The sequence below is a fragment of the Chloracidobacterium sp. genome (genome assembly GCA_016720705.1).
Lineage (GTDB): Bacteria > Acidobacteriota > Blastocatellia > Pyrinomonadales > Pyrinomonadaceae > OLB17.
This window is the reverse complement of the sequence record JADKKB010000007.1, coordinates 945,735-966,993: the sequence shown is the minus strand read 5'-3', so window position 1 is coordinate 966,993 and position 21,259 is coordinate 945,735. Positions and strand designations below refer to the sequence as shown.

Sequence of the window (21,259 nt, the reverse complement as noted above, 5' to 3'; positions counted from 1 at the left end):
TGCAAAATCGCTTATATTAAAGCTAGATCACAGTTTTACTGCCAAATTCTTCAGCAAAAAACGTCTCGGCCAACTGCACTGTTTCATTGATATTTAGCGTGCCATTTACAATATGCGACGAATTTACAACGTATACGCCCGCCACAGATGACCGTTTATCCGCGAGGCCTTCGGAATATCGCAGAACCGGCACGGGAAAGACCTGCCGGACGCGAGAGATCTTAAAGGCAACTACGTCCTTTCGTTTGAATTTGGGATACATCCGCTCGAGACCTTCAAGAAACAGAGTCTGAATCTCATCGTCCGAACGGTCAAAGAGATCATCGTCCGGAGCTATGTATCGCGGCAGATAGACCAATGCATTTCGATCAAACTCTCGTTTATCGACGATCGCCGTCATTTCGATGATACCCGTAAAAGGCGTGTCATCCGTGATATTGGTAACATAAAAATCAGACAGCGAGCATTTCATCATTACCGACGCACAGACGATGCCTTGATATCGAATGCTCTCCAGCATTCTGCGTTCCGCAGGGTCCACCTGCGGCAACATTTTGGCCGCGGTATTCGAGGGGCAGGTGAGAATCACTTTATCGAAGATCGATTCATTGGCCGTGTTGGGAAACTGGACGACCGAACCGGCATCGGCCTTCGGTTCGGAGAGAAACGCTCCCGAAAATCCTGGTGCTATGGTAGCACTTGCCTGGAAGTTTGCGTATTTGGTGTTTTGCCGAGCGATATGCGGTTTGGCGTCTTTGCCACGTCTTGCGGCAGCGGTCGAGACCTTGATCTTGCCGTTTTCTAGCCGTTCGATTTGTTGAACCCGCGAATTTAGGCGAATCTCGACGCCCTTTTCGAGTAAAACCTCGCCAAAACGTTCGAGCACGCGGGCATATCCGCCGGCGACATAGCCAAACATCTCACGCTTCATTCCCGAACGGCGTGCCGAATACATTCGTTGGATCGTTGCCCAGATAAATGACGCCGCCGTTTCCTTGTACGCCTCACCGAGTTTTGCCTTGAGCAGAGGCTTCCATATCTTGTCAAACGTTTTTCGGCCTGACAGCTTGGTTAACCATTGTTCGACGGTGATCTTTTCGAGACGTTTCCATTCCTTAACGCGCGAAGCGTAGAAGATGGTGGCTCCGAGGCGAAGTTTGCTGATGAGATCGAGCGGCGGAAACTTGAGAAACTCAAGCGTATCGGACATTGAGACTAGTTCGCCGTCAGTATAAAATCCGGTTTTGGTCTCGACCCATCGAAAGTCATCGCCGAGGCCGAGTTCTTCAATAATATTGCGTGTATGTCGATCTGACGCAAGCACAACGTGATAGTGCTTGTCCCAAAGGATATTATTTATTTCCCAGACCGAGGCCAAGCCGCCGATCTCTCCGGCAGATTCGTACAGCGTCACATTTGCTCCGGAGTCAGCCAACCTCATCGCGAGCGTCATCCCTAAAAATCCGGTTCCGACAATGGCAATATTTTGTGTCATAAAAAATGCGAACCGCCGCGAGGTGAAATGGCCGGGAATGTGTCCGCTATCGAAAGTTAGCGGTGTTGAGATCTAGCTTTATAATAGCTTAAACAGGCTTGAGCACTCTAACTTCACGATCCGTTCAGTCCTTCGAGGCCGGCAAAAGCCTCTCACTTGATGTAGAAGGTCGAATAGGGTTTGTTTTCCCGAACGCTCGCATCAACGTCAGTCTGGAAAGCAGTTTGACGGTGCCAGCGATCGTTTTTAATGTCTTCATTTTGGAAGCTCCAAAAAGTCGAACGGCAAGAACTGTGGGGAATTCCACGATCTTGCCACCTTTGAGATCGAGCAGTCCGAGCAGCTCCGGTACACCGTGAAAGCCGAGTTCTTCGGGTTCGATATCGATCATCGAACTACGCCGCATCACCCTAAAACATGCGGTATAGGACGCAATTTTGGTATGCAGAACGCGTCGAAACAACACGGACGCGCCTTTGGAAAGCAGCAACCGCCAGCCGGGAACATTCTGTACGCCGCCATCCTTGTGATAGGGCGACGCCTGGACCAAGTCAACGCACTCTCCCAACATCGGGATCATATTTTCGAGTTCGTGAGGGTCAAATGTGCAGTCGCAATCGATCGAGCAGACGATTTCGGTACGAGCGGCACGAATTCCGGTGACGATACCGCCGGCGACGCCCTGATTCACATCGTGTTTAACAACCTGCAGTCCTTTCGAGTCGCCGAAAAGGCTATGGATCACGGCAAGTGTGTCGTCTTGGCTATTGTCGTCTACAAATATCAGTTGTGAAGTGTAACCGATCTTTTTTAGACGCTCTTCGACCGAGGCTAGGGTCTTCGCCAAATACGGCAGTGATTCCTGCTCATTGTAGCAAGGTATAACGATCGAAACCGGTGTGAGGTCTAGCGGAGCATTTGCCGGTACTGTTATCTCTGTGGCCGCGGCCATATCCGGTTCGACGGAAATATGGGTTTCGCGATCGATACCCAAATGATCGGCGATCCCGGTACATTTGTAGAGTGCAAGGTTCTCGTGGAGGATCCACTCCATTTTGTCCAAATTTCGATAATGCCGGATACGGCTGTAACGAGAAGCCGCCGAAATTCGCGGCTGTTCCGGATCAAGTTCCCAAACGTGAAAATATGATATGAACGGGGCATCAGACCGCTTATGCCAATTGCTTACGGCCCGCCGCATTAACGTGTAAGGGATCTGCCGGAAATAATTACCACCCGAGATCGGCAGAAGCCCGATGCCGAGGTCACGTGTCGAATATGGAAACTCCCAGATGGCCGAATCATTGTGCTCGTAGCGGTGAGCAACTTGCTTTTTCGGGTCATCACCCCGCTTCGGCAAAAATGATGAATCGTATGCAAAACCCTCTTCGGCTAGTACGTCCAGAACCCAATCGTGTTGTTGAAATGGAAGTTTGTCGGCGGCACGGTAACCCGACACCTTTTGTCCGGACGCGGTCTCGATCGCGGCGTTGGTCCGGCGGAGATCTTCCCTAAACTCTTCGATCGAAAGATTTTCTAGGCTTCGGTGATAATACCCACGGCTTGCGACCTCGTGACCGCGATTGACGATCTCGCGCACCAATTCCGGGCTCTGCTCGGCGATCCAACCAAGAACGAAAAATGTCGCTTTTGTGTCGTATTGATCCAGAAGGTCGAGAGCTTTCTGAGTATTATGCGCGTATCTGGGCACAAAGTTAGACCAGTTCCGCTGCTGAATCAGGTTCCCAAAGGCCCCGACGTGGAAATAGTCCTCTACCATTACGGTGAGCAAGTGCTTATTGTTGGTATCAGACGTCGACATCTCTACTTAGAAAAGTACTAATTGGTTCGCTTTTACGGCAATATTTTTTGCCGCGAGCTTTTCTTCGATAATTCGGACGATCCGCGCCGATGAGCGGCCGTCGCCAAACGGGTTGGCAACTTCCTTTACGGATTTGATCCACGTGTCGACGGAATAGTTTTCTTCAAGCAGGTGTTTGAGTGCGCCCGGATCGGTACCGATCAACTTCGAAACGCCTGCCCTAATCGCTTCGGGACGTTCAGTGTTTTCCCGCATAACGAGCAGAGGCTTGCCGAGACTCGGTGCTTCTTCCTGTACGCCGCCAGAATCAGATACGATCAGCCAAGTCGACTGCATAATAGCCAGAAAATCACCATAATCAAGTGGGTTTAGCAAATGAATGCGTTTTCGCTTGCCCAGTACTTCTTTGGCAATGACCTTCACATTGGGGTTTGGGTGTACCGGAAAGAAGAGACAGACGTCTTGGTGTTTATCGACAAAGTCCCGCAATACTTTCATATTTGCGGTCATCACTGTCCCAAAACTCTCACGTCGGTGCGTAGTTAGCAAAATCCGCTTTTTACCCGCAGTCGATTCTATAAGCTCAGCGATCTTTGGGCTGGGAGATATCTTTTTGAGCATTCCCCGCAGCGAGTCTACGACCGGGTTTCCCGTGACGAAAATCCGATCGCTCGGGACATCCTCAGCGAGCAGGTTGCTCCGATTTTTTTCAGTGGCTGCGAAATGAAATGTTGCGATCTGTGAAATGACACGCCGGTTCATCTCCTCCGGGTATGGACTCATCAAATTGCCCGACCGCAGTCCGGCCTCAACGTGGCCGACAGGGATTCGGCGATAGAATCCCGCAAGAGCACCGGCGAGCGTCGTGGTCGTATCGCCCTGAACGAGTATCAGATCAGGGCGTTCAGATTCCAGTACCTTATCGAGCTTTGCCAAGATTCTTGAACAAACCTCGGTAGGCGATTGGTTTCTCCTCATCACGCCAAGGTCAAAATCGATGTCAACCTCGAGGGTTTCAAGGAATGGCCTCAAAAGCTGTTTATGCTGGCTAGAAGAAACCACGATGGTCTGAAAAAATCGTTTACGAAGTTCGTGGATCACAGGAGCAAGCTTGATCACCTCCGGACGTGTGCCGAAGAGTACAAGTACCTTCATTCGCCAATCGACCTCTCGGAGATTGCGTTTTTGGGAATGGTTATTCACGTTGTCGAACATAGACATTTGCGCCCGAATGTCACGATTGGTCACCGCATTAATATACAATTAAACATTCTTGTATTCCGTTTTGCAACACATTTACGAAAGAAAGGTTTCCCAAGAGTGGCGATCGTTGGTGGGCTGTGCGGTTCTGATATCCGTAGTTAGATAGGTTTCGCGCGTTCAGGCCGTAGCTATAGGGTTGGTCAAATGGCGGGCTTTACTCGTTGCTGTCGTGACTCTGAGCGTACGTGCAATTTCGTCCAGTTCTCGTCTCGATGTAAATAGAAAAGGCGGGCAAAGCCCGCCTAGAAAAGTACTACAAAAGATCACCTTATTCAGGTTGGCCTTTACAACCCGGGCCAAATAGTGCGGGCTGCTTAACGCTGATTATCGGATAATTTTCCGCGTCCTTATTGATCTCGAGCCACTCCATATATTCTTCGGGGATAGACATATCTGAGTAGATCGCTTCTACCGGACACTCGGGGAGACACGCATCGCAATCGATGCAAGCGTCCGGGTTGATCAAGAGACGATCCGGCAGTTCGTGAAACGCTTCGACAGGGCAAACTGCGGCGCAATCACTGTATTTACATTGGACACAAGGCTCAGCAACGATATAGGTCATTTTTTACGAAAACTCCTGAGAAACAATGAAAACCAAACTAAAACGCTAATACCCTGACGATAACTTGTCAAATCACGCCGCACAAATGATAGAATGCCATCATTAGCAGAAGATAATTTAGACGACACTTACTAGAAAATACTGATGAAAAACCATAAAGCTGAACGTGAATTAGCCTTGGATTTCCTGCGTGTTACCGAAGCCGCCGCGATCGAATCTGCCAAGACAATGGGGCAAGGCGACCGTAAACACTCTGATCACGTCGCTGTCGAAGCGATGCGCGAAGTGATGGATACCGTTCCGATGCGGGGCCGCATCGTGATCGGCGAGGGCGAACGTGACGAAGCACCGATGCTCTACATTGGCGAAGAAGTTGGCGGAGGGAGCTTTTCAGACGAGGCTCGGTCCGAGTTTCCGGAAGTCGACATAGCCGTCGATCCACTTGAGGGAACCAATCTGTGTGCCCTCGGAGCAAATAATGCCATCGCAGTGTTGGCGGCGGCCGAACGCGGTGGATTGCTCAATGCACCTGACATCTATATGGACAAGATCGTCGTCGGTCCATCGTGTCGCGGCGCGGTCGATATCGATGCTCCGGTCGAAGATAACCTAAAGAATATCGCGCGACGACTAGGCCGTGATGTCGAAGACCTTACGATCATGTGCCTTGACCGAGGCCGTCACAAGGCACTTGTTGATTCAGTTCGTAACGCCGGAGCACGCATTCGTCTGATCTCTGACGGCGATTTGTCGGCCGGGATTTCAGCTGCCGTCGCGGGTACGAACATACACGCGCTAATGGGCATCGGTGGTGCGCCCGAAGGAGTCATTACGGCCGCTGCTATGAAGTGTCTGAATGGCGAGATCCAGGCAAAGCTCGTGTGGGACCCGGACCGATTGGGCGTCGACAAGTCAAAGGTTCCGCCCGAGGAAGAGGTGATGCGTAGGCTGAGCGAGATGGGAATTTCCGATCCGAATAAGATTTACGACACGAACGACCTTGCTCCCGGAAAAAAGATAATCTTCGCAGCGACGGGCGTGACCGACGGTGCGTTGCTCCGCGGCGTTCGCTTCTTCGGCGCCGGAAAACGCACCCACTCTGTTGTGATGACAAGTGATTCGAAGAGTATTCGTTTCGTCGATACCGTTCACGTTGAGGGTGGTCCTGACGCAGTCATCAGATTCTAAGGGTGCGTGGTGAAATTGATCAGATGGGAAACGATCGGTCGCTTTCTAGCCGGCGGTCGTTTCTCATTTTTAGATTTGTCAGGCAAATAGACAGATAATCTGGATGGGCGAACCCGCGACAAATTATATTCCGGTCGAGATCTACCAACGATTTAGGCAACAGGCTGTCCGCGTTTGGGTGGTAGGGCTTGTCGTCGTTTTAATTTGGGCGGCAGCGATCGTCGCTGCGCCATTGCTCAAGGCCTACGGTTTTCTGGCGGTCTCCGGCCCGCTGTATCATTTCTATAGCTTAATGTGCCATCAGATACCTGATCGCTCGTTTCACGTGGCAGGCGAGCAGTTTGGCGTTTGTTCGAGGTGTTTTGGCGTTTATTTTGGCTTAGTGGTCGGATTTGCGGTTTACCCGCTCTGGCGACCGATCGATGAAATCGAACCGTTGGGCAGAATATGGCTTTTTATGTCACTTGTGCCGGCGGGCATCGATTGGTCGCTTACTATATTCGGTATTTGGGAGAATACGCATTTGACCCGATTCGTATCCGGCCTAATACTCGGCGTTGCCTGTGCTACATACATCGTGCCGGCCATCGTCGAGATCAGCCGTAATTTGACCATCAGAAAGCTGCGTCAGTTGAACTGAGGTTGAACATTCATTGACTTGGGAACGTAGAGGGTTCAAGATTGTTATTATTAGTAAAATATGAGTTTTACAAAGAGTTCAGCATTAACAAGAGCAAAGCAAGATTTAGCCAAACGCCTCAACCTTTCGGTGACAGAAATATCCGAAAAAAGCGTTTCGGACAAGGAATTTCCGGATATGTCGCTCGGTGCGCCTGTCGATGGCGAGATGTCAGCCCAAATGATCACTAGCGGTTGGCTGATCGAATTTGAGACCCACGATCATAATTACGAATACAGAGCGGATAATTATCAATTACGACTGCACAACTATCACGGACGAAATTACGTCATAGAAGCATAAACGGTTTGGAGTAGTACTATGAATCGCAGCAATATTTGGATCCATATTGGTTTAGCAGTTGTATTGGTAATGCTCGCGGCGGTCGTGGGGCAGATCGAACGCTGGAAATCATCGCTAAGGTCGACTCCGTCCCGGACTGAGAGTGTAGACACAGCATCCGCCTCCAAAACACGCGCTCTCGCAGGCACGCCCGAAGTCCTTGTGAGATTCAAATTGGGCGCCAACCTTGACGTGATCCGTGCTATCGCCGCTGAGCGTAATGATGTGGTGACCGACGAGATCGAAGCTGTAAGCCGACTCGTGGAGATCAACGACCTTGACGATGCCAGCCCCGAAACTGTCGCCGCCGAATACGCCGCTCTCGACCTGGTCGAATACGCCGAACCCAATTACCGGATCAACCTCGACGACCCGGCGACGGTTCCGAGACAAAAGATTCGTGGCGAACGCATCGGGACAGCGAGCACTCCGGACGATCCATTATTCGCTGATCAATGGGCACTCAATAATTCCGGTCGGGACGGCGGGACAGCCCGTGCCGATCTTGACGCTTTGCAGGCTTGGGAAAAGACCAAAGGGGACTCGGATGTCGTGATCGCCGTCCTGGACACCGGTGTCGATTATACGCACGTCGATCTGCGTGAAAATATGTGGATCCGGCCGGCAAATATTCCGGCATATACTGATGACGAACTCGGTACCTACAATGACTTAAACGGATTTAACGGGACTGACCGTTCGGCGGATCCGATGGACGATAACGGCCACGGTACGCATTGTGCCGGAATAATCGGAGCCGAAGGGAATAATGGTGAGGGCATCACGGGTATTAACTGGACGGTGAAGATAATGCCGCTCAAGTTTCTGGGCCGAGGTGGGTCCGGCAATACGGATGATGCTATCGAAGCGATCAATTACGCTATAGACCGTAAGAAAAAGGGCGTAAATATTCGGGTCATCAGTGCGAGTTGGGGCTCTACCCAGCGGTCCAAGGCCCTCGAAGATACGATCAGAGCCGCGGGAGAAGCTGGAATACTCTTTGTGGCGGCGGCCGGCAACGACGGCAGCGACAATGATAAGCGCCCTCACTTTCCGTCAAATTATGATCTGCCAAACCTGATCAGCGTCGCCGCTCTTGATCGCAACGACAAGCTCGCATCATTTTCAAATTTTGGTAATAGATCAGTTCAAATCGCCGCTCCAGGCAAAGATATTCTCTCGACGTGGCTCAACAACGGCTATCGCGAAGCGTCAGGAACATCAATGGCTACGCCGTACGTTTCCGGCATTGCGGCCCTAGTCATCGCCGCTGAACCGGCGATCACGATGGAAAAGCTTAGAGCTAAACTGCTTAGCTCCGCTGATCAGCTCGACCAACTTTCCGGTAAGATCGCAAGCGGCGGACGTATTTGTGCCGCAAACGCCACGAACTGATCACACACAAAATCCAACTTTAATAGTTACGAAAAGCTCAATTTTAATAAATTGAGCTTTTTTGTCGTATTTTGTTGCAATTTTTCGCATACACCGACATAGGCAGATTTCAATTCAATTCTGGAGATATAGAATGTCGATCAAACCGGTTTTGTCGTTTCGAGGTTTAACTTTAGTTACTTTCGTGCTGAGTCTGCTGGGAATAGCGACATTTGCCTTTGGCGAACGCATTTTCCCCACGGTGCTGACCGAGATTTTTTACGCCTCGGCCGCAGGACAGGACAGCAGGGTGGAAACCGAAAAGGCGTCGACGAATACTGCTGAAAAGCATCGTCCGACCGTTTGGAAAGCCCTCGGAGCGGATGACAGGATCATTTTCGGGGTTGGGGATAGAGGTCGGTGGGATGTGAACCGTGTTGACAAAGTTCAGATGCTCGCGCCGATGGGTACTCCGCAGGATCTAGCGACACTCAAGGATTTTGAGCCTTCGTGGTCGGCCGATGGCTCGAAGATCGCGTTCGTGAGTCTTCGTAATCATCCGCCTTTCGATAACACCTACACAATAGATAATTATCGCCGGATCTATACAATGAACGCTGATGGAAGCGACCAGACTCTCGCCGCCGGCGGTCTCCTCGGCCCTGAATCCGAGCCATCGTTTTCGCCCGATGGTGAGAAAATCGTTTTTGTCGCGCAATACAGCGGTTACGATCCCGGGATATACACGGTGGACATACATGGTAACGGCACCGCTACGCGGGTAGATACAACCGCGTGTATGCCAAATGGACTCCATGGTTGGAAGTCGGGCGGAACGCGTAATATAACCCAATCGGATAGCTCACAGCCGGGATTCCTCGGTTATGACACACCAAATTTTTCGCCAAACGGGGACTGGATCATTTTTGGCAAAATTGAACGCGGAATCATCGGCCTGTTGCCCTACGGGAACTACGTCTACAAAGTTCCGGCAAACGGCAGCGGCGGTTGCAGCGTTCTTTATGAGCCGCAGAGTGCGTCCTCATCACCCCCAACCGCCGCGAGATACTCGCCGGACGGCACCAAAGTTTCTCTTTATCACGTCGAGGGTTTCGGAGAAACGGCGGTTCGAAAGCTTCGGATCATCAATGCTACCACCGGAGCCATCATCGAAGACCACACTCCAGTTGAATTTTTTGGAAATGCAGTATGGTCACCGGGCGGAACAAAGGTCGCGTACCCGACAGGCTACTACGACACAAAATTGCAACAGGATGTCGTGGGGCAACGAATTGGCACCTATGATCTCACGTCGTGGACGAGCGAGACGGTCTTCGACTCAATGGGAGCCGACGGCGTCCGAGGCTTGAGCTGGGGCACACCACCTGCGGCTGGTCCCGCCTTGTCGTTGCGAATAAATCAGCCAAATCCTGTCACATCGGGCACTTCTACCACAGCGACAGTCTATCTGAACGAACCGGCCCCGACCGGCGGAGTAACCGTTTCGCTTCAAGCTCTCGGAGCGATAGGGGCGATGACCGTTCCATCGTCAGTGGTTATTGCTGAAGGTGAAACACAAGCAGTATTTACTATCGATACCGAGATCAGCAATCTCTATCGCAGTGCGGAAGTTCTTGCGACGCGCCCGAGTCCCAATTTTGCGCAGGCCCAAGCAACGGTTTCTTTGGCTCCAGCAAAGCCGGATCTGCGAGCCGTTTCGCTTACGGTTCCTCCGGCGGTGGGTGTCAATCAAGGATTTGATATCTCATGGGTGGTCGATAATATCGGCGAGGCTTCAACAGGAACCAACGGAGGTGTTGATGCGATCTATCTTTCGACTGATGACATTCTCACCGGTTCGGACACCCTACTTTACTCTCAGCCGAACCCAGCCTCCCTTGCTGTAGGAGCGAGTCGTACTGTTTCCGGCTTTCAATTGTCCATTGCGGACTATTTAGCTACTCAACCAGGACTCTACTATTTGATTCTTTATACGAACCCCTTCGGCGCGATCGATGAAGCCGGACGTACCTCGAATAATACGGTCACAATACCGATCCAGGTGAACTACCCCGACCTCGTTATAGAGAATCTGGCAGTTCCTGCAAATACAGAGCCGAACGTGCCATTCACGGTCACGTTCAATATTCGAAATATCGGTGGGGCTAATGCAGCCAATCCATTCAACACTCGAATATCCGTCTCCACGGATGCGTTTTTTGGGAATAGCGACGATTCAACGCTCGCGAACATCAACCTTAACAGTCTCGCCGCAGGAGCCACGAGTGCCCAATCTCGTAGCGTGACTATTCCGACCGTTCCTTCTCGTCCAAACGGAACGATCTATATTTTTGTTAAAGCTGATACGGATAATACGATCATCGAAGGCTCTCAGATTACTCCCGAAGAGATCAACAATACATCTTCACAAACGACGCAGTTCGAGTATCGCGTGCCGGATCTGCAGGTAACATCGACGAGCACCGCGGTCGAGGTCGACACGGACGCTGCATTCCCAATGACATGGACAACGACAAACACTGGCAATAAGGCGGCCGGAACATTTTCGGAGAGCGTTTATTTTTCGCCCGATAATCAGGTCGGCAGCGATTTGCTGCTCGGAACGTTTCCATTGCCGGGCGGCCTCGCAGCTGGCGCGTCGGTTGAACGTATCCAGAACGTTACGATCCCAACGGGAGCTATACCTACGTCAGGCGACCATTATGTTTACGTTCTTACGGATAGTCCGTCGGTTATCAACGAAGGCGAGAATGAGAATAACAATTCTCGCTTTCAGCCGGTGTTTGTTCGCCGCTTGCTGAGGCCTGACCTCGTCATTACAAATATCACAGCTCCGCCGACGGCGTTTTTCGATCAAACGATACAAGTTCAGTGGACGGTCACGAATAATGGGCTCGGACCAACGAATGCGCTCGCTTGGAAGGATCGAGTAAGTGTCAATACCACCGGATCTTCGACGACGAACGCCCTGATCGACGTTGATAGCGCCGGCGCACTTGCTCCGGGCGAGAGCTATATAGCCTCGGCGACAGTTAAGATACCGCGGGGCTTCAATGGTTCTTATCTTTTCGTCGTTACTACCGATATCAACGGCGCTCTGAACGAAGAAAATACGACCAATAATAAGCTGACGCGAGCGATCACACTAAACATTCCGCCATTGCCGGATCTCACTGTTTCTAATGTGCAAGCACCGGTTCAGGCATTTGCCGGCGGTCCGATCAACGTAGGCTGGCAGGTCAACAATATCGGCAACGCGGCGGCGGCAGGTGACAATGAGGCTCTCAACAAACCTTGGAGTTGGGCAGACAAAGTTTATCTGTCGAGAGACACCGTCTTAAATACTTCGCAGGATCGTTTGATCTTCACGAAATCAACCCGTACAACTCCACTCCCGGCAGGAGCGAACTATACGACTAACACGTTTGTTGCCACTACAACCGGCGGTGATTATGTGAAATTGCCGAATGACGTTCAGGGGCAATATTACGTTTTCGTCGTAGCCGATACTAACAACACAATCTACGAGTTCAGTGCGGAAAATAATAATTTCGCATACGACGAGGTAGCCCCCGGATCTCCGATAAATATCATCCAGACGCCGCCCGACCTCGTTATCAACGCACAACCCGCCGCACCTTCAACGGCCTCAGGTGGCCAATTTATTGACATTAGCTTCACGGTTTCCAATCAAGGCGCATTTCCTACCGCTGGAAATTGGACAGATGCGATATATCTTTCGACCGATCAGACGTACGGAGCTGACGATACGATCCTAGGAACGAAACCCACGAGTTCGCTAGCTGCGGGCGAGAGTCGACTCGTCGAAATGCGAGTGCAGTTGCCGACGTGTGTATTGACCGGAGACTATTATCTGATCGCAAGGACCGATACCGGAAATATGGTAGGCGAATTTGATCCGGGTTACGACGCCGAGGCTAATAATTATAGTCCGGTCAGACCTATCTCAATTACGACACTGCCGGCCGATCTGATCGCGTCCAATGTCCAGTTTTCACCAATAACTACGCCTGGACAATCGGTTTCGGTGTCGTGGACGGAATCAAATATCGGGACCGGTCCGGGGCCATATCAGTGGACCGACCGCGTGCTTATTACCTCACTTGAAGGGCTTGGTTCATCTGAAATTGGACGAGCCACTCACCAGGGAGCGATCGCTGCCGGCCAGTCTGCCTCTCGAAACGCAAACGTAAATCTCCCGTCATATATGCAGGGTGAATATGTGATAACGATCGAGACAGATTACAATCGAAATGTAATTGAATGCGGAACCGGTGAGGATAATAATACGGCTAGTTCCGGGCCTTTCTCGGTGGCAAACAATCTGCCCGACGTCGTTGTCGATAGTGTCTCGGTGCCCGCGGGACCGATACAGGTCGGAACCTCATTCCCGGTCGGATACACAGGCCGAAACGCCGGCGGACAGTTGACGACCTTCGGAGGTTGGCACGATGTCGTTTATCTATCGAGCGACGCATCACTTAGCGCAAGTGATATCCGAATCGGTAACGTCAGTCAACAGGATAATCTCGCTCCGGGGCAGACCTATTCTCAAACCGTAAACGTAAGCACCGGAAACGTTGCCGCTGGACAATACTATATTTTGGTCGTTGCGGACATTGACAACAACGTTTACGAGGGCCCGTACAACAGCATTTACGAAGGAAATAATCTTCGAGAGTCGACCCCGATCATAGTTACGTCGCCCGACGTTGACCTTCAAGCCGTTGTGAATTCGGTAACAACGCCGACCTACTCCGGCACTAACGTTATCATAAACTGGACCGTTACAAATACGGGCGGTACATCGACCTTAGGAAGTTCTTGGACCGACTATATTATTCTTTCGCGCGACTCGGTTATCGATTCGACCGACAAGCGACTCGGTTACGTTGTCCACAACGGGGCGCTTGCCGGAGGAGCGAATTATTCCGAATCGCGATCGATCGGCATCCCTGCCGGACTTACTGATCTGTATCGGATATTTGTTGTGACTGACTACAACAATAGTGTCTCGGAAAGCAGTGATTCAAATAATATCAGCCCGGCGTACAACGTAAATTTAGAGCTGCCGCCGCCGGCTGACTTGAATGTTACAAATATCTCGGTTCCTGCCGGTGCCACACCCGGCGACGGAGCGTTCTTCCAATGGACCGTACAAAATTCGGGCACTTACCCGGCGATCGGCCCTTGGCGCGACAGCGTTTATTTATCGCGAGATCAATTTTGGGATGCTTCTGATTATCTGATCGGCCAGAAAGACCGCACGGGATTGCCGCTCGGTCCTTCGGCGACAGAGGTCGAATCTACCGGTTTCACGATCCCGTTCATTGAGGAAGGAGACTATTATGTGATCGTGCGGCTCGATTCGCAGAACCGCGTCCGCGAAAGCAACGAAGCAAACAATGTATTGACATCGGTGTCTCAGATGCCGATCACGGTCCAAGCTCTAACGCTTAACACGCCATTCATGACGACGTTATTGAACGGCGGACAGAAGTCATTTAGGTTCGATGCTCCTGCTGATGAGACGATCGTTGTTTCACTCGATGGTGAAACCGGCAATTCGAACGAACTTTTCACAAACTTTTACTCTGCAGCGAGCCGTGCCGATTACGATTTTCAAGGCTCGGGCGAGAGGACGGCGGATCAAGAAAACGTTATCGGAAATACTTACGAAGGCCGATACTATTCAATGGTCAGCCACGACTTTATACAGCCTCAAAATGTTCTGTTTGATAAACAGCCCGAAAAGGTCGTCAATGGCCAGATCGGAACGATCCCGGTTCCCCCGCAAAATATATCGATTACAGCGAATTTGTTGCCGTTCTCGATTCGACAGGTTTCACCGGCTGTCGCGGGTAATCAGGGCGAGATAACGATTTCTGTCGACGGAGCAAAGTTCGCTTCCGGCGCGACGGTTATGCTCGTCGGCGCGGATACGTCGGTCATTACGCCTAGAATAACCAAGAACAGTAGTTCAAGAATCGTTGCACTTTTCGATCTGAAAGAAAAAGCGGCCGGCGATTATGACGTGGTCGTTACCAATCCTAACAATCAGACCACGACCCGTACCGACGGCTTTAAGATCGTCAACGGCGGCGGGCACAGCCTTAGGCACTCCGCCATTGGGCCGAGCGCTGCTCGAATCGGAAATGCACGGGCACGCTTTACTTTTACAGTCCATAACGATGGGCTCAATGATGCGTTTGCCGTGCCGCTAATGATCGCTTTTCCGACGAATGTGGCTTATGAACTCGACCGCGGAAATTATTTTGATATGCCGGCGGAACTCCTTCCACAAGGAATGCCGCCGATGGAGCTCACTTTCGATAGCGACGGAAAGAGATATCTTTTTTTGATCGCTCCAATTGTCCGAAGCAAACGCGAGATCAATGTCAATATTGACTTTACTATGACATTCCTTGACCCGCTGAAGATCGGGTTCGGTATCCTGCCCCCACTTTTGGAAGTACTTCAGGCGGGACAGCCGTCGGCGGAAGAGTTAGCAAATCTCACAAGGCTTACCAGTCCAAACGCACTCACACCCGGTGAGTTATGTCTCGTAGACTTTTCGAGGGCGATGTTCTTCGCGATGCTTAGTTTATTCCCGGGCGCCGGCTGCGGTCCTCTGCTCATTACTGTAATCCCGGTCGTCGACAATATTTCCGGTCTGGCGATGTCATACATTGCCAATGATAAGCTTAGCTTTGGCGACGTAGTAACAACCGGCATTGGGCTTTTTTTGGGTGTAATCGATGATATCGGTCAATGTGTTGGCAATGAACTTCCGTACATTAAATTTGCAAACGCGGTTTGGACGATCGGTAATTTAATCAAGACCTATATTAGCTGCATACTAGCAGAATATGAATATGATGTAAGTCGCATAAGAGCGGTCGATCCGAACGAGAAGCTCGGACCGAAAGGGTTTGGAACCGAAGGATTCGTGCCTATAGGCAGGGAGATGCTTTATCGGATAAACTTCGAAAATGTATCGTCGGCCACTGGGCCGGCTCAGAAGGTAATTATTACGGACCAGTTGCCGCCGACGCTTGATCCTAGGACCGTACGGCTCAAGGAGATCGGATTTAAGCAGAACGTCGTAGTCGTGCCAAATAATCAGGCCTATTATCAGTCCCGGATACAACTTGGCTCGGATCTGAATGATCTGTATGCGGACATCTCGGCCGGGTTGGATATTGTAAATGGAAAAGTCACCTGGACACTTAACGCGATCGATCCTCAGACGGGTGAAACTCCGCTAGATCCAACTTTCGGCATCTTGCCGCCGAATAACGAAGATCACGATGGCGAGGGTTTTGTGACCTTTACTATCCAACCAAAGGCGACGTATCCGAATCGCACGGCGATCAATAATTCGGCGACCATTATTTTTGACGAAAACGAACCGATCGTAACGAACACGACCGCAAACCTTCTCGACAGTGTTGTTCCTATGAGCACTGTCGCTCCTTTACCGGCTACATTGGATTCACCGGGTATCTCGTTCAGTTGGAGCGGAACGGATGACGCCGATGGTTCAGGTTTTGATAGGTGTGAGATACGTGTGTCGACGAACGGAGGGGCGTTCATTCCAATTTTCTCAGAGACAAATTTGGTTGGGAGCAGTAATTTCACCGGACGCTGGGGCAAGCATTACGCATTTCAGTCCATTTGCAGCGATTTTGCCGGAAACGTAGAAATGGCACCAACGCAACCGGACGCCGAGACTACCGTCCTCGGCGGCGATACAGAGGGTGATGTGTCGCCTCGACCGAATGGCAATGATGGCCAGGTGGCAAGCGATGACGTCGCCCAGATACGGCGATTTATCACCAAGCTCGACACCGTAATGGCCTATAACGAATTTCAGCGTAGCGATACGGCCCCGCGCTTGGATGGCGGTAATGGAGCCTTATCAGTAGCGGACGTGATCCAGGCCCGAAGATATGCTGCATCGCTTGACCAGCGTGCAGAAGCCGCGGGCCCGAATGACGCTCTGCCATACTCACCAAAGCCGGTCCCGGGCAAACGATCGTCGCTTCTGCCGCGAGAGGTCAAGCCGGTCAGCCTTTATAGGGATGGCACCAAGGTGATCATTGGAGTAGATATTGAGGCACAGGGCGACGAGGCCGCGATCGGATTCGCACTGAACTTCGACACGGCAGTGTTAAGTTCGCCTTCATTGATCGAACTGGGGCCCGACGCCTCCGGAGCGGTACTTACCGTGAACGATTCACAGGCGGCGAGCGGAAAGCTCGGGATTGCTATCGACAAGGCACCGGGTTCGCCCTTTGCCGCCGGCACTCGGCGAGTACTTTATGTTGCATTTGAGGTTGCTCCGGTCCACCCGGACACGACAAATATCAGTTTTGTCAGCGATCCGGTGATAACGGAGGTCGTCGACGGCACCGCAACACCTCTATCGACAGTCTTTTCCGCGGCAGATATATCGCTTTTGGCGCCGACCGCAGCGAATGCCAGCATCGAAGGCACGGTAACTAGAGCCAATGGCTCCGGGCTTTCGGGAGCAACGGTGGTACTCGGTGGGGTTCAGGGTTCGAGGCGGTCCGTATTGACGAACGGCTTTGGGCGTTTCAGATTTGATGACGTGACCGTCGGCGAGACCTATACCATTGATGTGCGGGCAAAGGGCCTAATGTTCAGGTCGCGGTTGATCACGGTCACGGAGGATGTCACCGGTCTCGAGATCGGCCCGGAACCCTGATCGGAAGTGAATCGTCCACGCTAACGAAAGCCGGCCCCGCCCACTCGGGATGCCGGCTTTCTGGCATTCTGGCTGACAACGAGAGTGGCGTCGTCGACCACGGAATTCCGGCCCTACGTTATGCGTTGTACGAACAAACGATTTGCGACATCAACGACCGTACCGCTGCTCACACGACCATTTCCAGCAAATTATCAAAACTGCTAAGACGAGTGTTGTCAACAGATTGCAGGCTTTCTGAACAGCTTAGCTAGAGTTTGGCACGCCTTTTGCAATTAGTGATATCGAGCAATGGCCAAAACATTGCCACCGAAAACGATAAGGGGATAAAACAATGACTCGAATAAAAACATATATGGCAGTAGCAGCATTTTCGTTATTGGTTCTGGGTTTACCGGCCATCGCTTCGGCTCAGTGGGGCGGGCAGAACGGTCCCTATGGGCAAAACGGCGGTTACGGCAATGGCGGTTATGGTAACAACACAAATTACGGCAATATCCGTTCTACCGTGCAGAATCTAAAGATGCGTGCGAAGAACTTTGAACGGATGACCGATCAGAACGGTCGTTATGGTAACTATAGCAATGGCAATATCGAAGACCTCGCGGATCAATTCCAGAAAGCGGCTAATAAATTTGAGGATAAGTATGGCCGTGGACGTAATATGGACAACAGTGCTGATGAAGCACGTCGAGTGATCGAGATCGGTTCCAGGATCGATAGCCAAATATATAACTCGCGGGGCAATGATGTACTTCAAAACCAGTGGAACGAGATCAGCAATGATCTGCGGATAATTGCGAACGCCTACGGGATTAACTACTACGGCGATCGAAACAATCGAAACAATCGAAATAACCGCGGTAACAGCAACGGCAATTGGCGTGACCGACTACCGATCCGGCTGCCCTTCTAAGCGAATCTTCGCGTATCAAACTGAAGTCCCGGGCCTCAAACGGCCCGGGCTTTTTCCATTTTTCGCGCAAGTTCGCTATATTCTCGATATGTCGGGAACGCTTTACCTTGTTACTACGCCGATCGGCAACTTGAAGGACATCACGCTCCGCGCCTTGGACGTTTTGAGGTCGGTGGACATTATCGCCTGCGAGGACACGCGGCACACCCGTAAACTGCTGAACCATTTTGAGATCACGGCAAAGCTGGTCAGCTATCACGAACATAATGAAAACGAACGGGCCCCGAGCTTTATCGAAAAGCTCAAAGTCGGCACATCGATCGCGGTGGTTTCAGATGCGGGTACTCCGGGCATCGCTGACCCGAGTTTCCGCGTGGTCGAATTAGCGATCGAAAACGGCATTCTTGTCGTGCCAGTTCCGGGACCCGCGGCATTCGTCGCGGCAGTCGTAGCATCCGGACTCCCGACCGATTCAATCTTTTTTGGTGGATTTTTACCGTCCAAGAGTGGTGAACGCCGGAAGCGCCTTGAGGAGATCCGGGACATTCCTGCGACGCTGGTTCTCTATGAAACTCCTCACCGCCTCGCCCGATCGCTGTCAGATTGTCTGGCTGTTCTGGGCGATAGACGCTCGGCCGTAGCCCGCGAGATCACAAAACTTCACGAGGCCTTTGCGTTTGGAAGCTTGTCGACGCTAGCCGCGGAGTATGCAGATGCGGGCGTGCGGGGCGAGATCGTTTTGGTAATCGATCGAGCAAGAGGCCCAGTTGCCGTACCACCGCCCGACTCGCTTGCCGACCGGGTCGCTGAACTCGAGGCAGAGGGTGTCGACAACCGTTCAGCTCTCAAAAAGGCTGCCAAAGAGCTAGGCCTCAGCAAATCCGAAGCCTACCGACTACTCGTATTAACCAAAAAATGATCGCGAGTACATTCCACACTTTCTGCAAATCGGCAAAATGCCCGAGCGGTTATGCAGATGGATCGTGTGGACGCCATCACGAAAGCCGCGTCTCGGAGCACAACTGCATACGAAACAAAGGGAATAATGGCCCAAGATCTATTCTGGAAATGTGAGCGTTGATCGAGATCAAAGAAAAATGCCCTGCGGTTCAGCCTAAGTGGCAGTGACCGCAGGGCATTCTGGTTATCAAGCAATTATTGTCTGGTCAATTCGGCCGGTAATTGCTTGTCGATGTGGGGCCTTTCTTTAAGTTCACCGAGTTTAAGAAGGGTGAGAAAGATCGTGCGGGTGATCTTCTCCATTCGGACATAGTCGATCTTATCGGCGTGGTCGCCCGCCTGATGGTAATCTTCGTGGACGCCATCAAACCAAAAGGCGACCGGGATGCCATTTACTGCATAATTGAAGTGATCCGAACGGAAAAAGAAACGATTTGGATCTTTCGGGTCGTCGTAACGGAAATCGTAGTCCATCTTGAGATATCCCGAGTTCGTACCCTTCACGACAGTTCCAAGAGTCGAGCTCATCATATCCGCTCCGATCACGTAGATCGTGTTTTCGCCCGATAATTCCTTGTTCTTAGGGTTAGTATCATCGGGCTTTCTGCTGCGGCCGATCATATCAATGTTAAGCTGAGCAACGACCTTTTTGATGTCAACGGTCGGAAACTTGTTAAAATATTCGCTGCCCCATAAACCCTTTTCTTCGCCGCAATGCCATACGAAGAGGATTGAGCGTTTGGGCCGCTTGGGTGCCTTAGCCAATGCTTCGGCGATCGAGAGTACGGCAACCGTTCCGGAGCCATCGTCATCGGCACCGTTAAATATCTTATCTGGTCCCGGAGCATTCGGGTTGACACCTACGTGGTCGTAGTGGGCACCAATTGCGACCATTTCACTCTTTAACGTCGGATCGCTGCCTTCCCAAAGTGCAACGACGTTCTGCGTCCATGCCGTTTCGGTTTTGGTGGCGATGGTGAAATTGAATTTTTTACCCGAGCTAAGGTCAAATGACGTTTTCGATCCGCTCATCGGGTCATTTGCCTCGCCCGCAAATATAGCAGCAGCGAGTTTCTGCGAAGCGATAAAGACGGACGGAGCACTTGCGATCTGTGCCGGCGTGGCCGGGGCAAGTTTTTCGACGACCATTCGGGTGCGTCCAAACATCTGACTGACCATTCCCCAATTATCTGCTAAAAACTTTGACGGCAATACGAGTATGCCCGCGGCACCGTGTGCACGAGCATAGGCTGTAACATCCGCCCAGTCCTTGCCGCGTTCGCCGGTAAGGTCTGCCTGCGTGATTCCTTGTGGAAGGGCGACGATGTTGCGACCCGAAGATTGCCCTTCGCTGTAGACAGCAATCAGCTTACCCTTAACGTCGATATTCTGATAGGGATCCAATCCCTTCGATTTGATCATCCATCCGTCACCGGCAAAGACGATCGGAGCCGAGATCGCGGCTGTCGAATTGCCGGAAACACGTACCAGATCATCGCCGTACGAATATTTCTGTCCGCCGACCTCGACTGATGTTGCGGCCGGATCGATCGCATCTTTCTTCAAAGCGATCCTCTGATAAAACGTACCGTCGTCACCCGCCGGCTTAAATCCCCAGCGTGAAAGATTCATCCCGATGAATTTGGCAGTTATATCTAGGCCTCTAGACGGCGTGTCGCGGCCTTCCATTTCGTCTGCGGCGACGAAATAAAGATAGTCTTTAAGCTGCGCCGCAGTGATGGCCTCAGCGATCTTTTTCTCCGCCGGTGTGATCTTAACTGCGGCGGTCTGAGCAAATGCCGCGGTCTGAAAAACAAACGCCGACAGTATTAAAATTACAAATAGATTTCTTCTCATTCTTTCTCCTGGATTTGGTACGGAC

At 51.5% G+C, this 21,259-nt stretch carries 12 protein-coding genes; 7 read left to right on the top strand and 5 right to left on the bottom strand.

Annotated elements, in window-relative coordinates; translation table 11 throughout:
* Positions 1–22: 22 nt before the first annotated feature.
* The 4 genes from IPQ00_11565 to IPQ00_11550 form a co-directional block, all read right to left on the bottom strand.
* Positions 23–1,495 (bottom strand): FAD-dependent oxidoreductase, encoded by a 1,473-nt coding sequence (locus IPQ00_11565; protein ID MBL0241194.1) that lies wholly within the window; start codon positions 1,493–1,495, stop codon positions 23–25.
* A gap of 124 nt (positions 1,496–1,619) precedes the next feature.
* On the bottom strand, positions 1,620–3,317 hold the full coding sequence (locus IPQ00_11560; protein MBL0241193.1) for a glycosyltransferase: 1,698 nt from the start codon (positions 3,315–3,317) through the stop codon (positions 1,620–1,622).
* A gap of 6 nt (positions 3,318–3,323) precedes the next feature.
* Positions 3,324–4,472, bottom strand: coding sequence for a UDP-N-acetylglucosamine 2-epimerase (non-hydrolyzing) (gene wecB, locus IPQ00_11555; GenBank protein MBL0241192.1), 1,149 nt, complete (start codon positions 4,470–4,472; stop codon positions 3,324–3,326).
* A 376-nt stretch (positions 4,473–4,848) separates the two neighbouring features.
* Positions 4,849–5,145, bottom strand: a complete 297-nt coding sequence (locus tag IPQ00_11550) for a 4Fe-4S binding protein (protein MBL0241191.1) — start codon at positions 5,143–5,145, stop codon at positions 4,849–4,851.
* 144 nt (positions 5,146–5,289) lie between these two features.
* On the opposite strand from IPQ00_11550, the gene glpX reads away from it, so the two are divergent.
* From glpX to rsmI, 7 genes are all read left to right on the top strand, one after another.
* Positions 5,290–6,333: a class II fructose-bisphosphatase gene (gene glpX / locus IPQ00_11545; GenBank protein ID MBL0241190.1), complete on the top strand. Its 1,044-nt coding sequence runs from the start codon at positions 5,290–5,292 to the stop codon at positions 6,331–6,333.
* 103 nt (positions 6,334–6,436) lie between these two features.
* On the top strand, positions 6,437–6,973 hold the full coding sequence (locus IPQ00_11540; protein MBL0241189.1) for a DUF2085 domain-containing protein: 537 nt from the start codon (positions 6,437–6,439) through the stop codon (positions 6,971–6,973).
* A gap of 60 nt (positions 6,974–7,033) precedes the next feature.
* Positions 7,034–7,315, top strand: coding sequence for a hypothetical protein (locus tag IPQ00_11535; GenBank protein MBL0241188.1), 282 nt, complete (start codon positions 7,034–7,036; stop codon positions 7,313–7,315).
* Between the two features lie 18 nt (positions 7,316–7,333).
* Positions 7,334–8,749, top strand: a complete 1,416-nt coding sequence (locus IPQ00_11530; GenBank protein MBL0241187.1) for a S8 family serine peptidase — start codon at positions 7,334–7,336, stop codon at positions 8,747–8,749.
* 133 nt (positions 8,750–8,882) lie between these two features.
* The gene (locus IPQ00_11525; protein MBL0241186.1) at positions 8,883–17,501 is read left to right on the top strand and encodes a PD40 domain-containing protein; all 8,619 of its coding nucleotides are present in this window, start codon (positions 8,883–8,885) and stop codon (positions 17,499–17,501) included.
* A 334-nt stretch (positions 17,502–17,835) separates the two neighbouring features.
* The gene (locus IPQ00_11520; GenBank protein MBL0241185.1) at positions 17,836–18,417 is read left to right on the top strand and encodes a hypothetical protein; all 582 of its coding nucleotides are present in this window, start codon (positions 17,836–17,838) and stop codon (positions 18,415–18,417) included.
* 88 nt (positions 18,418–18,505) lie between these two features.
* Complete coding sequence (gene rsmI / locus IPQ00_11515; protein MBL0241184.1) at positions 18,506–19,336, top strand: 16S rRNA (cytidine(1402)-2'-O)-methyltransferase; 831 nt, start codon at positions 18,506–18,508, stop codon at positions 19,334–19,336.
* Between the two features lie 236 nt (positions 19,337–19,572).
* On the opposite strand, the gene IPQ00_11510 is transcribed toward rsmI, so the two are convergent.
* Positions 19,573–21,234: a M28 family peptidase gene (locus IPQ00_11510; protein MBL0241183.1), complete on the bottom strand. Its 1,662-nt coding sequence runs from the start codon at positions 21,232–21,234 to the stop codon at positions 19,573–19,575.
* Positions 21,235–21,259: the final 25 nt, after the last annotated feature.